General features: G+C 64.8%; 14 protein-coding genes and 3 tRNA genes. 10 read left to right on the top strand and 7 right to left on the bottom strand.

Features of this window, described 5'->3' with window-relative positions; translation table 11 throughout:
* Nucleotides 1-33 precede the first annotated feature (33 nt).
* On the bottom strand, nucleotides 34-513 hold the full coding sequence (locus LHJ54_RS07280; RefSeq protein WP_228243233.1) for a DUF6456 domain-containing protein: 480 nt from the start codon (nucleotides 511-513) through the stop codon (nucleotides 34-36).
* A 95-nt stretch (nucleotides 514-608) separates the two neighbouring features.
* Here LHJ54_RS07280 and LHJ54_RS07275 point away from each other — a divergent pair, with 95 nt between their 5' ends.
* Together LHJ54_RS07275 and LHJ54_RS07270 are read left to right on the top strand one after the other, a co-directional pair.
* Entirely contained in the window at nucleotides 609-1,181 is a 573-nt protein-coding gene (locus LHJ54_RS07275; protein ID WP_228243232.1) for a helix-turn-helix transcriptional regulator, read from the top strand.
* A 67-nt stretch (nucleotides 1,182-1,248) separates the two neighbouring features.
* Nucleotides 1,249-1,572 (top strand): YnfA family protein, encoded by a 324-nt coding sequence (locus tag LHJ54_RS07270; protein ID WP_228243231.1) that lies wholly within the window; start codon nucleotides 1,249-1,251, stop codon nucleotides 1,570-1,572.
* 78 nt (nucleotides 1,573-1,650) lie between these two features.
* Here LHJ54_RS07270 and secF read toward each other — a convergent pair whose 3' ends face one another.
* From secF to yajC, 3 genes are read right to left on the bottom strand one after another with little or no spacing between them, the layout of a single operon-like run.
* Complete coding sequence (gene secF, locus LHJ54_RS07265) at nucleotides 1,651-2,631, bottom strand: protein translocase subunit SecF (protein ID WP_228243230.1); 981 nt, start codon at nucleotides 2,629-2,631, stop codon at nucleotides 1,651-1,653.
* Nucleotides 2,632-2,643: 12 nt separating this feature from the next.
* Nucleotides 2,644-4,242, bottom strand: coding sequence for a protein translocase subunit SecD (secD, locus tag LHJ54_RS07260; RefSeq protein ID WP_228243229.1), 1,599 nt, complete (start codon nucleotides 4,240-4,242; stop codon nucleotides 2,644-2,646).
* A gap of 18 nt (nucleotides 4,243-4,260) precedes the next feature.
* Nucleotides 4,261-4,593 carry a preprotein translocase subunit YajC gene (gene yajC, locus LHJ54_RS07255; protein WP_228243228.1) on the bottom strand — a complete coding sequence of 111 codons (333 nt, stop codon included), beginning with the start codon at nucleotides 4,591-4,593 and terminating at the stop codon, nucleotides 4,261-4,263.
* Nucleotides 4,594-4,786: 193 nt separating this feature from the next.
* On the opposite strand from yajC, the gene LHJ54_RS07250 reads away from it, so the two are divergent.
* Nucleotides 4,787-4,863 (top strand) — tRNA-Pro (locus LHJ54_RS07250).
* A 14-nt stretch (nucleotides 4,864-4,877) separates the two neighbouring features.
* On the opposite strand, the gene LHJ54_RS07245 is transcribed toward LHJ54_RS07250, so the two are convergent.
* Nucleotides 4,878-6,884, bottom strand: coding sequence for a TonB-dependent receptor (locus LHJ54_RS07245; RefSeq protein WP_373457065.1), 2,007 nt, complete (start codon nucleotides 6,882-6,884; stop codon nucleotides 4,878-4,880).
* A 92-nt stretch (nucleotides 6,885-6,976) separates the two neighbouring features.
* Here LHJ54_RS07245 and LHJ54_RS07240 point away from each other — a divergent pair, with 92 nt between their 5' ends.
* From LHJ54_RS07240 to accC, 4 genes are all read left to right on the top strand, one after another.
* The gene (locus tag LHJ54_RS07240; protein WP_228243226.1) at nucleotides 6,977-7,387 is read left to right on the top strand and encodes a holin family protein; all 411 of its coding nucleotides are present in this window, start codon (nucleotides 6,977-6,979) and stop codon (nucleotides 7,385-7,387) included.
* Between the two features lie 24 nt (nucleotides 7,388-7,411).
* Entirely contained in the window at nucleotides 7,412-7,861 is a 450-nt protein-coding gene (locus tag LHJ54_RS07235; RefSeq protein WP_228243225.1) for a type II 3-dehydroquinate dehydratase, read from the top strand.
* Between the two features lie 64 nt (nucleotides 7,862-7,925).
* Entirely contained in the window at nucleotides 7,926-8,432 is a 507-nt protein-coding gene (gene accB / locus LHJ54_RS07230; RefSeq protein ID WP_228243224.1) for an acetyl-CoA carboxylase biotin carboxyl carrier protein, read from the top strand.
* 8 nt (nucleotides 8,433-8,440) lie between these two features.
* The gene (accC, locus tag LHJ54_RS07225) at nucleotides 8,441-9,799 is read left to right on the top strand and encodes an acetyl-CoA carboxylase biotin carboxylase subunit (protein ID WP_228243223.1); all 1,359 of its coding nucleotides are present in this window, start codon (nucleotides 8,441-8,443) and stop codon (nucleotides 9,797-9,799) included.
* Nucleotides 9,800-9,881: 82 nt separating this feature from the next.
* Here the strand turns inward: accC and LHJ54_RS07220 are convergent, their stop codons facing one another.
* Both LHJ54_RS07220 and LHJ54_RS07215 read right to left on the bottom strand, forming a co-directional pair.
* Nucleotides 9,882-10,424 carry a general stress protein gene (locus tag LHJ54_RS07220; protein ID WP_228243222.1) on the bottom strand — a complete coding sequence of 181 codons (543 nt, stop codon included), beginning with the start codon at nucleotides 10,422-10,424 and terminating at the stop codon, nucleotides 9,882-9,884.
* 111 nt (nucleotides 10,425-10,535) lie between these two features.
* Nucleotides 10,536-11,015 carry an Lrp/AsnC family transcriptional regulator gene (locus LHJ54_RS07215; protein WP_228243221.1) on the bottom strand — a complete coding sequence of 160 codons (480 nt, stop codon included), beginning with the start codon at nucleotides 11,013-11,015 and terminating at the stop codon, nucleotides 10,536-10,538.
* A gap of 216 nt (nucleotides 11,016-11,231) precedes the next feature.
* Between LHJ54_RS07215 and LHJ54_RS12765 the strand changes: the two genes are divergently transcribed.
* The 3 genes from LHJ54_RS12765 (at nucleotide 11,232) to LHJ54_RS07200 (ending at nucleotide 13,249) form a co-directional block, all read left to right on the top strand.
* Nucleotides 11,232-12,995: a histidine kinase dimerization/phospho-acceptor domain-containing protein gene (locus LHJ54_RS12765; protein ID WP_228243220.1), complete on the top strand. Its 1,764-nt coding sequence runs from the start codon at nucleotides 11,232-11,234 to the stop codon at nucleotides 12,993-12,995.
* Between the two features lie 76 nt (nucleotides 12,996-13,071).
* Nucleotides 13,072-13,145, top strand: a tRNA-Ile gene (locus LHJ54_RS07205).
* A gap of 27 nt (nucleotides 13,146-13,172) precedes the next feature.
* Nucleotides 13,173-13,249, top strand: a tRNA-Pro gene (locus LHJ54_RS07200).
* The last annotated feature ends 57 nt before the right edge of the window (nucleotides 13,250-13,306 follow it).

Genomic DNA, 13,306 nt, shown 5'->3' with positions numbered 1-13,306 from the left:
GGACCGCGTGTTACACTGTCCAGAGGACACTCATCAGCCCGGCACCCGGTAGAAATCCGCGACCCGGTCCAGCGCCAGGCGGAGTACCAGCTTGCCGCTGCGCGCCGGCCATTCCAGGGCACGTTCCGCGTCCGGCAGCCCCTCGCCCGCGCAGACCACGCGCCACAGGATATCCGACAGCCCGTTGCCCGCCGCAGCCAGGGCGCCGTCGAACCGCTCTTTCGCAGCCATCTGCCGCTCCGTCGGAGACAATCCTGCGTCAGGGCCGCCCTTTATCCGCACCGGATCCCAGCGCATCGTAACCGACGGGCTGAGCTGCGCGCGCTCCCAGTCGGCCCGCAGCTGCTCTCCGGCGGCATATAGCCGGTCGTTGAGGTGGCCGCGCGCATGCAGCCAGCTGAGGGGTGACTCGGCCACGTTCACGGCGACGGTCCGCCCCTTTTGCCTGCCGCTTTCACGGCGCGGGCCCAAGGCGGCGGGGTTAATTCTGCGGTGGATTATCTGTTGGCGCATGACTGTTCCTTTTCGGTTACATCTAACCGGTTCCTGCTTGCCAAATACCGCTCGGTGTAGGAAAGCAGTAACCAGATGGGTTAGAGGTGATGAAGATGCCTAATCGCATTCGGATGATCCGAAAGGATCGCGGCATGACATTGGCGGACGTGGCGGAAGCCTGCGATCCGCCAACCACCGCCCAAACCATCGGGCGGCTGGAAACAGGAACGCGCAACCTGTCGCTCCGCTGGATGGAGAAGATCGCCCGCGCGTTGCGGGTTGAACCCGAAGCGCTGATGCGTTCCGAGGCGGCAAGCCCTGCGCAGATCATCGCCAGGCTGACCAGCGCCGGGGCAGAGGCGCTGGCTGAACCGCGCGATGCGCTTTCTGCGACCGACCTAGGCGGCGAAGGGTCACTGGTGGTGCTGAAGGTAGAAGGCGCGGTTGGCGAATACCGGCCAGGCGACCACGTGTGGCTGCGCCAGCTGGAGCCGTCAGCGGCGGCCCGCGCGATCAACCGGGACGTACTGGTCCCGCGACGCGGTGGCCGGTTCGCCTTTGGTCGGCTGGTCGACCGGCAGGGCAAGCGGGTCGGCATCCTTCCAGCGGGATATGGCGAAAAGCAGGTGGTTGTCGACGACCCAGCATGGATCGGAGTCGCCGAAATGCTGGTTCGGCGCTTGTGACGGCGTGGAACATCACCCCGGGGGCATGTAATTGTAGCCGCCGGCGACGCGTATAAAGGCTGGGCCAATGACCGCTTTGGCTTACATCGGTGCCGCCCTGGCAGAGATCGCCGGCTGCTTCGCTTTCTGGACCTGGCTGCGTCTCGACAAGTCCGCGTGGTGGGTTCTGCCCGGCATCGCCAGCCTGTGCCTGTTTGCCTATCTGCTCACCCTTGTCGATGCGGAACACGCCGGGCGCACCTACGCGGCCTACGGCGGAGTCTACATAGTGGCGGCGCTGGGCTGGCTGTGGGTCGTCGAGGGCTTTGTACCCGATCGTTGGGATGTGATCGGCGCCGGCGTCAGCTTGGTGGGTGCCGCGCTCATCCTGTTTGGGCCTCGAGGAGGGTGAGCCACTGGTCCCTGCAAGGATGGCAAGTTCCGCAGCCGGTCAGCGGCACAACCGTGCCGCCGTTTGGCCCAGCCGGCGTCAACCCTCGCCGCGCGCGACCCGCTCCTGCCGGTCCGCAGCGGACTCCTTGGGGATGAAGCTGTCGGACCGCACGCCGGTCCACAACAGGATGGGGCCGGCCTGATACACCGAACTGTAGGTGCCGACGAAGATGCCGACGAAGATGGCGAGCGTCATGCCAAACAGGCTGTCCGGTCCGAACAGGACCAGCGGCAGCAGCGCGATCAGCAGGGTCAGCGAAGTCATCACCGTCCGCGCCAGGGTTTCGTTCACCGACAGGTCGAGCAATTCGGGAAGCGGCATCTTGCGGTATTTCTTCAGGTTTTCCCGCACGCGGTCGTACACGACGATCGTGTCGTTCAGCGAGTATCCGATGATTGCAAGGATGGCCGCGATGATCTGCAGGGAGAACTCAAGCTGGAACAGCGCGAACATGCCCAGGGTCAACGACACGTCATGGACCAGTGCGAACAGCGCGCCCACTCCGAACTGCCATTCGAAACGCACCCAGATATAGATCGCAACCGCCAGCATCGCCGCGAGAAGGGCGTAGATCGCCTGGTTGCGGAATTCGCCGGAAACCTTTCCTGACACGGAGTCCACTCCGTCGATACGGATGTTGGGGTGATCGGCACGCAGGGCGGTGACAATCGATTCCGTCATTCGCTCGGCGAACGCATCGTCTCCCTCGGCTTCGGGCGGCAATCCGACGCGGATCGACACCTGATTGGGTGCGCCGAACCGCTGGATTACCGGGTCGCCAACCTCCGGAAGAGCGCCAACCGTTTCCCGCAGTTCCGCCACCGGAGCTTCCGTCTCGCCGACCAGAGTGACCCGGATTTCCTGTCCGCCGGCAAAATCGACGCCGTAGTTGAGACCGTTCATCGCCACCAGAGCCCAGCTGGCGATCATCAGCAGAATGCTGACCGTAAAGAACGGCACCCGCCACCGCAGGAACTTGATGTTGGTGTCGTCGGGGACGAGCTTGAGCAGGCGCATCGCTATTCCTCGTCAGATATTGATGTCGGCAGGACGGGTCTTGCGCAGCCAGGCGGCCACCCACATCCGGGTGAGCACAACGGCGGTAAAGACGCTGGTGAACAGCCCGATGATCAGCACCACGGCAAATCCGCGGATCGGCCCCGACCCGAACAGGAACAGGAGAACGCCGGCGATGAAGTTGGTCACGTTCGCGTCGTAGATAGCGCGGCTCGCCTCCTTGTAGCCGTTTTCCACGGCTGCAACGACCCGGCGACCGCGTTTTCGCTCTTCCCGGATGCGCTCGTTGATGAGCACGTTGGCGTCGACCGCAGCACCGATGGTCAGCACGAACCCGGCGATGCCCGGCAGCGTAAGCGTGGTATTCATCACCGCCATGATGCCAAGGATCATCAGCACGTTGAACACCAGGGCAACCGTCGCATAGACGCCGAACCGGCCATAGGTGGCGATCATCAGGACAATCACCGCGACCGATCCGATCGCCATTGCAAGGATGCCGCGCCTGATGGAATCGGCCCCGAGATCAGGCCCAACGGTGCGCTCTTCCACCACCGCCAGATCGACGGGCAGAGCGCCGGATCGCAGCGAAATGGCCAGCTGGTTCGCCGCATCAACCGTGAAGCCGCCCGAAATCTGGGCACTGCCGCCCTGGATAGGTTCGTTGATATTGGGTGCCGACAGCACCTTGCCGTCAAGGATGATGGCAAACGGCCGGTTGACATTTTCCGTCGTCAGTTGGGCGAACCGGGCCGCGCCCTGCTGGTCGAACTGGATGTTGACCACCGGCTGATTGGTCTGCTGCTCGAAACCCTGCGTCGCGTTGACAAGATTGTCGCCGCGAATGCCGCCCAGCCGCCGTACTGCGATCGACTGACCGGCAAAAGGAGAGCCTTCGGCATAAGGCACGATTTCACTGCCCGGAGGAGCGATACCCGCCGCAACGTCCGACGGCACCGCATTGAGATCGACCAGCTTGAATTCCAGGCGCGCCGTCTGACCCAGCAAATCCTTCAGCGCCTGCGGATCCTGTAGCCCCGGCACCTGCACCACGATGCGGCTGTCCCCCTGCCGGATGATGGTCGGCTCACGCGTGCCAAGGGCGTCGATGCGGCGCCGCACGACTTCCACCGCACTGTCCATCGCCTGGCTGACCGCATTGTTCAGGCCGTCGGGCGTCTGGGTGAGGACGAAACGTGTCTGGTCGACGACCTCCAGGTTCCATTCGCGGGTCAGGCCCGTTCCGTTGATCGTCGGCAGCAACGCTTCGCGCATGCGATCGACGTCCGCCGGGCTGCCGACCATGAAGCTGAGGCGGCCATCCTGGGTCGAGAGATCGCCGACCCGGACACGCGGTTCGGCCTGCCGGGCGAGCGTGCGGACCGTCTCTTCCATGTTTTCCAGCCGCTGCGCCGCGACCTGTGCCGGAGTCGCTTCAAGCAGGATGTGGCTGCCGCCGGCGAGATCGAGGCCGAGATTGACAGTTGGATTAGGAAGGGCAGCGGGCCAGGTTTGACTGGTCAGGGAGTAGAGCGACGGGATCGCCGCCGCGACAGCCACGAGCGTAATCGCCCACAGCCAGATCCGCTTCCAGGTCGGAAAGTCGAGCATGTTCTGGGACGATCCTGCTTAGTCGTTCGCGCGCGTCTTGGCCGCCTTGGCGGCAGGCGAAATGATGTCGCCAATGGTGCTCTTGACTGCCCGCACCCGGACGTTCTGCCCCAGTTCAAGTTCGGCGTACTGCTCGTCCACCTTCAGCACCTTGCCGACCAGGCCGCCGGCGGTCACAACCTCGTCCCCCCGCTTCAACCCGGCGATTTTGGCTGCATGCTCCTTCTGCCGCTTCATCTGCGGACGGATGATCAGGAACCAGAAGATCAGGATCATGCCGAGGATCGGCAACCATTGCGCCCAGGCGGGCGGAGCCTGGTTCACCGCCGCGGCAATGAAAAATTCGAACATGCAGCAAACCTAGTCACGAAAAGAAACAGAAGAAGAGGCCAGGGCGTTGTTAGCGGCGAATTTAGCCGCTGCCCCGGCATGGGCGAGCGACTAGCAATATTCTCCGGGCAGGGCAAATGCCCTTTTACGGCGACGCCGCAACAGGGTTGCCACCCTTGCGCCACATGCCTATAGCGCCGCCTTCCACTGGTCACGGGACGTAGCGCAGCCTGGTAGCGCATCACACTGGGGGTGTGGGGGTCGCTGGTTCGAATCCAGTCGTCCCGACCAGTGGGAATACCTTCTCACCTCGTGCGGAAAAGCACGCCCAGCCACACCGTGCGTGGAGCGCCCAGGTCAATCGACCCCTCTTGATTGCGGGTGATAACCGTCTCCCCGGTAAGATTTTCGCCTCTCAGCAGCAGACCGAATCGGCCCGTGATCGGCACTTCGGCATAGGCGTTGAGCGTCGTGGCGGCCGGCAGAAAATCGGTTTCAAGGTCATCCTCGAACTGGGCGCCGGCGTGGCGCAGCGTCGCGGTCAGCGAACCGTCGCCTGAAAAGCGATACCTCAGGCTCGCGCTTGCCGCCCAGCGCGGCGACTGTGCCGGCCGCTTTCCGTCCAGCGATGCCGCAAGGCCGGTCGCGCGCACCCTGGCATCGGTGTAGGCCAGCGACGCCTCCGCTTCCCAGTCACGCCAGCCGGCCTCAGCCTGCACCTCGACGCCGCGTGTGCGGATCGCGTCGATATTGCGCCGCTGCCGCAGGTTCGTCGCGAGCGTCACGTTGGCGACCGCGTCCTCGACCTCATTGTCAAAAACCGTGAAGGAGACTGCGTGCCGCCCGCGCCGGTATTCGGCACCAGCCTCGTAGCCGACCAGCCGCTCGTTGCGCAGATCCGCATTCGCGAGGGTGGTAAGCGGGAACACGACGAACGGGCGGTAAAGCTCGTTCAAGGTTGGGAGCCGCAGCCCCGAATACGCTGCGGCGCGCAACCGCCAGCCGCCCGCGAGCGAATAGAGCGCTCCTGCGCGCAGGGAGGTTTCCCAGCCCGAGCGGTCCCTGAACGCTTCACGGCTCCGCACTGCGCCCGCCGCATCGCGCACCTCGAAGAACCCGTCCTTGATGGTGAAGCGGTCAACGCGCACCCCGGCTGTCACCACCAGTTCGCCAAACGTCCGGTCGCCTTCCGCAAACAGGCCCAGATCGCCGTCGCGCCCGCCGCCGCTGCGGCGTTCCGTGACCGCCCCGCTGAAGGCGTTGATCGCGTCTTCCGCGACTTCGCCCTGCGCCATCCGGTAATCCGCGCCGAGGCGCAGCACCGTGCGCGTGCCGACCGGTGGTCGCACCTCCAGCTTGCCGCCCACACCGGTCGAAGGCGTGGCGCGCTGATCAAGGACCGGAGTGAACCGGGTCGAACTGATCACCACATTGGCAAAATTGCGCGCCTGTACATATCCCAGCAGGTCGAATTGCCACCGGCCCTGCCCCACCAGCCGGATGCTGGCATCCTGCCCTTCGCTGAGGCTGTCGGCACCGGCAAAGCGAAGCGTCCGCTGATCGCGAAAGGCCAGAACCCGCGCCTGCAACTCGGTTGACCGTGTGAGCGGTGCAACCCCGCGCAGTTGCGCCGACCAGCTTTCGTAACCTGCCGGCACGCTGGCGGGCACCCGCTGTTCAGGCGGGGTGGTAAAGAAACCGGCCCCGCTATCATATCGCGCCGACGCCACCACGAAACCGTTGCCAAGACGCGGCGCCAGCGTGGCACTTGCCTCCAGCGCATCCCTGCTGCCGATCAGAGCCCGGGCGGCGACTGGGCCAAGGGTGCCGGCATCGGCGCTGAACAGCTCGATCGTTCCGGCCAGTGCGCCGGCTCCGAATGGGCCCGATCCGCCGCCGCGCGTTACCTGGGCGCCGCCAAGCAGTTCGGGGACGATCGCGCTGAAGGGAATGTAGCCAAAGAACGGGTCGCTCATCGGGATACCGTCAAGCAGGACCAGCGCCCGGCTCGTCGCATTGCCGCCAAGTGCGCGCAACGTCGCGCCCTGCGCCGAAGGATTGGCGGAACGGCTGTCGGATCGGCGGAACTGCTGAAATCCGGCGATGGAGGCCAGGGTGTCCTCCAGCCTGCCCGATCCGGTGGCGATCAGTTCGTCCCGGTCCAGCCGCACGGTGCCATAGGCCGGGGACGCCGGCGCCTCTTCCAGACCCCGACCCGTGACCACGATGACCAGCGGTTCGCCGCCATCGCCACTTTCAGCCGCGGCATCGCCGCCCGTGGGCGCGTCCGCCTGCGCATGAAGCGTGGCCACCGGTGCCAGGCAGGCACCCACAAAGGTGAGCAGCTTTCCTACACGAACCAAATTGGTTACTTCAGGTGAAAAGTAGGACAGGAGAACACCCGATGCTGTTGAACTCACTCATTGGACCCCTAGCAGCCATTATCGACAAGGTAATCCCCGATCGCGACGCGCGTGCGCGCGCAAAGCTGGAGCTGGCGCGGTTGGAGGGGACGCAGGAATTGCACGCCATCGAGGCGCGCCTGTCCGCCATTGTGGCAGAAGCGAACTCTTCAGATCCGTGGACCACCCGCGCCCGGCCCAGTTTCCTCTATGTGATGTACATCCTGTTGCTGGTGGCGATCCCCATGGGCGTACTGTCGGCCCTGTCGCCCGACATGGCGAGCGCCATTGCGGGCGGCATGACAGCGTATCTGCGCGGTTTGCCCGATGAACTCTACGCCCTGTTCGGCACCGGCTATCTCGGTTACACGGCGGCGCGGCAGTGGGGCAAGATCAAGGGCGTGGACAATTAGTGACAGGCGCGGCAGGGCGGTTCGGTGCCCTCCCCCGCCCTGCCTGTCGTGCATGTCCTGAACGGACCGAACCTAAACCTGCTCGGTGCGCGGGAACCGGAGGTTTACGGCCACGACACGCTGACCGAGATCGAACAGATGCTGCGCGACAAGGCGGCGACGCTGTCCCTTGGCATGGTGTTCCGTCAGACGAACCACGAAGGCACGCTGGTCGACTGGCTGCACGAAGCGCACGAACAGAACGCCAAAGCCGTGCTGTTGAACGCCGCCGCCTATACCCATACCTCCATCGCCTTGCTGGACGCGATCAAGGCGATCCGTCCGCCGGTCATCGAAGTGCACCTGTCAGACCCTGCAATGCGCGAGCCGTTCCGGCACGTATCTTTTGTCGGCATGGCCGCCGCCGCGCAAGTGAAGGGTTTGGGCGCGCGCAGCTATCTGCGGGCGCTGGAATTGGCCGCAACGCTGCCCTGACCAGGTTACAAATCCATGACCGGGCCTTGCCAGTCCGCCCCTCCCCCGACATAGGACGCGCGACATGGAACAAGAGGCAACAATGGCCGACGACCACGAACACAGCAGCCGCGAGGGCGGCATGGAAATCGACAGCGCGCTGGTGCGCGAACTCGCCGAACTTCTCGGCGAAACCGGCCTGACCGAAATCGAGGTCGAGGACGGCAAGCGCAAAATCCGCGTAGCGCGGCAGATCGGCGGGGCGCCGGCGCCCGCGACAATGCCCGGCGCTCCTGCCGCACCTGCGCCGCAGCCGGCAGCCGCTCCGGCGGCTTCCGACAACGCCGCGCCGGACCTGACAGGCGCCGTGAAGTCGCCGATGGTCGGGACGGTGTATCTTGCCGCCGAACCGGGTGCAGCGCCCTTCATCCGGGAAGGCACCACCGTCAAGGAAGGCGACACGCTGCTCATCGTCGAAGCCATGAAGGTGATGAACCCGATTGTGGCGGACAAGGCGGGGACGGTGCGCGCCATCCTGGTCGAGAATGCCCAGCCGGTTGAATACGACCAGCCGCTCGTCCTCATCGGTTGACCGCCGCGATGCCGATCTCACGCATTCTGATCGCAAACCGTGGCGAAATCGCGCTTCGCATTCATCGCGCTGCGCGGGAAATGGGTATCGAAACGGTCGCGGTCCATTCCACCGCCGATGCCGACGCGATGCACGTCAGGCTGGCCGACCACGCGGTGTGCATCGGTCCGCCGCCGGCATCCGAAAGCTATCTCAACATCGCCAACATCATCGCCGCCGCCGAAATTGCGGGCTGCGACGCGATCCATCCCGGCTATGGCTTCCTGTCCGAGAACGCGAAGTTTGCGGAAATCGTCGAAGCGCACGATCTGGTCTGGATCGGCCCGAAACCCGAACACATTCGCACCATGGGCGACAAGGTAGCGGCCAAGGCGACAGCCGGCGCGCTCGGCCTGCCGCTGGTACCGGGATCGTCGGGTGCGGTGGACACCGTGGACGATGCGCGCCGGATCGCGGCGGAAATCGGATACCCCGTGCTGGTCAAGGCAGCGAGCGGCGGGGGCGGCCGCGGGATGAAGGTGGTGCCCGACGAAGGCCAGCTTGAAACCTTGATGAGCCAGGCGCGAAGCGAGGCGAAATCGGCGTTTGGCGACGATACCGTTTATATAGAGAAGTATCTCGGCAACCCTCGTCATATCGAGTTTCAGATCTTCGGCGACGGGCGCGGGCAGGCCATTCATCTGGGCGAGCGCGATTGTTCGCTTCAGCGGCGGCACCAGAAAGTGCTGGAAGAGGCGCCCTCGCCCGTGCTCTCACCGGACGAGCGGGAGCGGATGGGCCGCATATGCGCCGAGGCGATGGCGCAAATGGGCTATCGCGGGGCAGGCACGATCGAATTCCTGTGGGAGAACGGCGCGTTCTACTTCATCGAGATGAACACCCGCCTGCAGGTTGAACATCCCGTCACCGAAATGATCACCGGCATTGACCTGGTGCGTGAACAGATCCGCGTTGCCGATGGCAAGGATCTATCGTGCCGGCAGGAGGATATCCGGTTCGAAGGTCATGCCATCGAATGCCGCATCAACGCCGAAGATCCATGGACATTCGCCCCTTCGCCGGGCGCAGTGACTTACTATCACGCCGCGGGCGGAATGCATGTGCGGGTGGATAGCGGCCTGTACGCGGGTTATCGCATCCCCCCGTACTACGACAGCATGATCGCCAAGCTGATCGTGTATGGCCGCGACCGGGATCGCTGCATCATGCGCCTGCGCCGCGCGTTGGATGAGATGGTCATCGAAGGTGTGAAGACCAGCATTCCGCTGCATCAGGCGCTGCTGGACCAGCCTGACGTCCTGAGCGGCGGCTATTCGATCAAATGGCTGGAGGAATGGCTGCAGGAACGGTCAGCCAAACCGGCCTGACCCCCGCAGCGCAGTGCAGGCAGGTGCAGCGGGACCGGCATACGCCGCGCATGTCCCGCTGCCGGTCGCGTGGTGCAACCGTCTAGAGGGTGGCCCGCGTCGCGCCCGCCCCTCTCTGCCGGGATGAGTTGTGGCCGCCCGCGCTGTAGAGCACGTCATCGATGCGGGCGGACGGGACTGCGGTGCGATCCGTATCGACGGAGACGAACACCGCACCGCTTTTCATGCGGTCGCCGTAGTAGGCGGCATCCTCGTCACTGACGCCGTGGCCTTTCATGACCTCGTTCAGAGAGCCTCCGATCGCGCCGAGCACGGCACCGGTTCCCATTGCGGCGGGCACTGCGGAGGCAGCGATCGCCCCGGCGGCAGCCAGAGGTCCGACACCCGGAATGGCGAGTGCAGCCACGCCGAGCCCAGCGCCCAGTGCGCCCCCGCCGAAAATGCCGCGTACAAGGCTGGTATGCTCCTCATCGGTGACATGGCCATCGGCATCGGTGGTCGTGGTGGTACGATTGTGGTGAGCGACAAGCGAGATCGCGTCATCACCGACACCGGCGGCGCGCAGGTCGCCGACCGCGCGCTGCGCCTCTGCCTGGCTGTCGAAGATTGCGGATTGAACGGCCATTTGGTTTCTCCTTTTTAGAGATAAACCAACCGGGTAGAAACGCCGATGTTCCGCTTTCCCTAACTCTGCGTCAGTGCGACCTGTCGCCACTCTGCGAGGGACGGCGGTACTTCAGCGGGTTTGAGTATCTGTCAGAGGTACGCCGGGCTCGTTCTTGCTGGTCCGGATGGTCAGCGATGTCTTGACGCTGTCGACGTTCGGTGCGGCCGTCAGCTTTCCGGTAAGAAACTCCTGGAAGGTCTGCAGATCCCGGCTGACCACCTTGAGCATAAAATCAATCTCGCCATTCAGCATATGGCATTCGCGCACTTCGGGCAGGGCGCGAACGTAATCTTCAAACTCGCGCAAGGCGGTTTCTGCCTGACTCTTGAGGCTGACCATCGCGAACACGGTGATGCCGAAGCCAAGTTGCTGCGCGTTGAGCTGCGCATGATAGCCGCGGATTACTCCCGCTTCTTCCAACGTGCGAACCCGCCGCAGGCATGGTGGCGCGGTCAAGCCAACGCGGGACGCCAGTTCGACGTTGGTGATGCGGCCATCCGCCTGAAGATGGGCAAGCAATTGCCGGTCAATCGCATCCAAGTGAACCATAGATCAACAAGTCTCGCGGTTTCGATTGATTGTATGCAGGGCTTATGAATTGAAATGAAGTGTCCCGCAAGGGAACGGATTGTTCGCGCGCCTCATGTTGTCTCCTTTTGCAACTGGACCGGAGAAGCGAGCGCAACGGCCAGGTGCCTCGGCTATGGCGGTGAGTACCTTGGCCTTGCCGATCAATGAAGCAGCAGACCCCTTGCCGGAGATCCAGTGCAGATCGATGACCGCCTTGCCACCGTCCTGCGTCAACGCGCGGCGGGTGAACGGGCCGCGCGTACGCAGTTCCGGCAACTGCTCGACCTCCTGAACCAGCGACGCGACGATACACCGGCGCAGCTGGAAGAAACAGGATGGCAGAGGCTGCTCGATCTGTCGGATCAGATCCCGCCAGCCGACCGCGCACGCATCCTGCGGGAAGAGGGTTGGCATCTGCGCAATCTCGCCCTCATCCTGTTCCTGACGGAACAGGAACCCGAAGTCGCAGCCAGCGCGCTCGCCGCAGCCGCTCTGAACGCGGATGAATGGCTTACGCTAATTCCTGAGCTGCCCGTGCGGTCGCGCGGCTTTCTGCGGCTGCGCCGCGATCTGCCGGCGCGAGCGGAGGCCGCGCTGGAACGGCTGGGGGTGCAGGACCGCGCTCTGCCGGCGCCGCACGAGACAACTGCGGAGCCGACCCGCACCTCATCCGGAGAGGCGAACGAGCATGGCCGAGCGGATGTTGCGCCGCCCGCCGCCCGCCCCGCTTCGTCAGTGCCGGACACTCCCGCCGACCTATCGGCAAATGGGACGCAAAGTGCAGACCCGGGCCGGCGGGATGATGAGATCAGAAACCTGCTGCGCCGCATAGAAGCTTTTCAGACCGCGAGGAAAACCGCCGCGGGAGAAGAAGGCGCCCAGCCCGGAGTCGACACCGGCGCGGACCAGCGACAGCCGGAACAGGAAGTTGTCCGCCTGTTCCACTTCATGTCCGATGACCGCGGCAGGATCGTCTGGACGGATGAGACGGTAGCACCAAAGGTTGTGGGCACCCCGCTTGACGACGTGTTCGCCGGGGCGATCATTCCCGCCGCCGGCAGTCCCGCTTTCCGGCTGGCGAACCGTCTGCCGCTGCGTGCAGCCGACGCCCAGATGTCGGGTGCGGAGCCTATAGCCGGTAGGTGGGTCGTCGACGCGGTGCCGCAGTTCGCGCCCGCTTCCGGCAGCTTCACCGGCTATGCGGGACGTTTCTGCCGTCCGGCAGATGCGGCGCCGGACCCGCGGGGCAAGGCGCGTGAGCAGGCCGACGCATTGCGCCAGGTCCTGCACGAACTGCGTACGCCCGTAAGCGCGATTCAGGGCTATGCCGAACTGATCCAGCAGCAGATGGTTGGCCCCGTGCCGCATGCCTACCGCGCACTCGCCGCGGGCATCAGTGGCGATGCCGCAAGAATCCTGGCGGCCTTTGCCGATCTGGAACAGCTTGCCCGCCTGGAGAGCAACGAACCCGGCATCAAAGACGGCGACAGGAGTGACCTTTCACCCATTGTTGCGGCCACAGTGCGGCAGTTGCGCCCCGCCCTGCAGCCACAGGCCGCTGGCTTTGATCTCATCATCCAGGCCGGCGGAGCGCGAGTGCCGCTGCCGGACTCTGACGCCGAACTGCTGGTGTGGCGGTTGCTCGCGTCCCTCGCCGCCAGTGCCGGCGAGCAGGAAATCATGGAGGTTCAGCTGGAACAGCATGGCACCGCGCTGGACCTGTCGTGCGCTCTTCCGGCCACCTTGCGCGCAATGGATGACCTGTTCGTCAACGAACTGCCGACCGGCCCGGCGCCGGTCACGCCCGGCTTGTTCGGCAGCGGCTTTGCCCTGCGCCTCGCCCGCGCCCAATCCCGCGCCGTCGGCGGGGACTTGCGGCGCAGCGGCGACCGGCTGCTGCTGACATTGCCCGTGGCGCCGGAAACCGGTTCCGGCCGCAGCAACAGCAACGCGGCGTGACAATGACGCCGGCATGTCGAACCGCTGCTTGCCATGTCGCAGCCCTTCGGCTACCCGCCCCTCGCCACCTCCGGACGGGCCTGTAGCTCAGTTGGTTAGAGCTGGCCGCTCATAACGGCTAGGTCGCGGGTTCGAGTCCTGCCGGGCCCACCGGATGGCGACGACGCGAAAAAGTGTCGGGGAGTAGCGCAGCCCGGTAGCGCGCCTGCTTTGGGAGCAGGATGTCGCAGGTTCGAATCCTGTCTCCCCGACCATTTCCGCATTTCCACCAGAGTCTCGCGGCGACCTGCCTCTCCCCTTACTACGGAGCG

The sequence above is a fragment of the Porphyrobacter sp. GA68 genome (assembly GCF_022605525.1).
Taxonomy (GTDB): domain Bacteria; phylum Pseudomonadota; class Alphaproteobacteria; order Sphingomonadales; family Sphingomonadaceae; genus Qipengyuania_B.
Note: the sequence above shows the minus strand (reverse complement) of the source record. Positions and strands in the feature narration are given on the sequence as shown.

Bases quoted from the DNA above. Each gene is read 5' to 3' on its own strand.
- LHJ54_RS07215 (WP_228243221.1), bottom strand. From the start codon at position 11,015: ATGGTTCACTTGGATGCGATTGACCGGCAATTGCTTGCCCATCTTCAG.
- LHJ54_RS07240 (WP_228243226.1), top strand. From the start codon at position 6,977: ATGCTGTTGAACTCACTCATTGGACCCCTAGCAGCCATTATCGACAAG.
- secD (WP_228243229.1), bottom strand. From the start codon at position 4,242: ATGCTCGACTTTCCGACCTGGAAGCGGATCTGGCTGTGGGCGATTACG.
- yajC (WP_228243228.1), bottom strand. From the start codon at position 4,593: ATGTTCGAATTTTTCATTGCCGCGGCGGTGAACCAGGCTCCGCCCGCC.
- secF (WP_228243230.1), bottom strand. From the start codon at position 2,631: ATGCGCCTGCTCAAGCTCGTCCCCGACGACACCAACATCAAGTTCCTG.
- accB (WP_228243224.1), top strand. From the start codon at position 7,926: ATGGAACAAGAGGCAACAATGGCCGACGACCACGAACACAGCAGCCGC.
- LHJ54_RS07270 (WP_228243231.1), top strand. From the start codon at position 1,249: ATGACCGCTTTGGCTTACATCGGTGCCGCCCTGGCAGAGATCGCCGGC.
- LHJ54_RS07275 (WP_228243232.1), top strand. From the start codon at position 609: ATGCCTAATCGCATTCGGATGATCCGAAAGGATCGCGGCATGACATTG.
- accC (WP_228243223.1), top strand. From the start codon at position 8,441: ATGCCGATCTCACGCATTCTGATCGCAAACCGTGGCGAAATCGCGCTT.
- LHJ54_RS07280 (WP_228243233.1), bottom strand. From the start codon at position 513: ATGCGCCAACAGATAATCCACCGCAGAATTAACCCCGCCGCCTTGGGC.
- LHJ54_RS07220 (WP_228243222.1), bottom strand. From the start codon at position 10,424: ATGGCCGTTCAATCCGCAATCTTCGACAGCCAGGCAGAGGCGCAGCGC.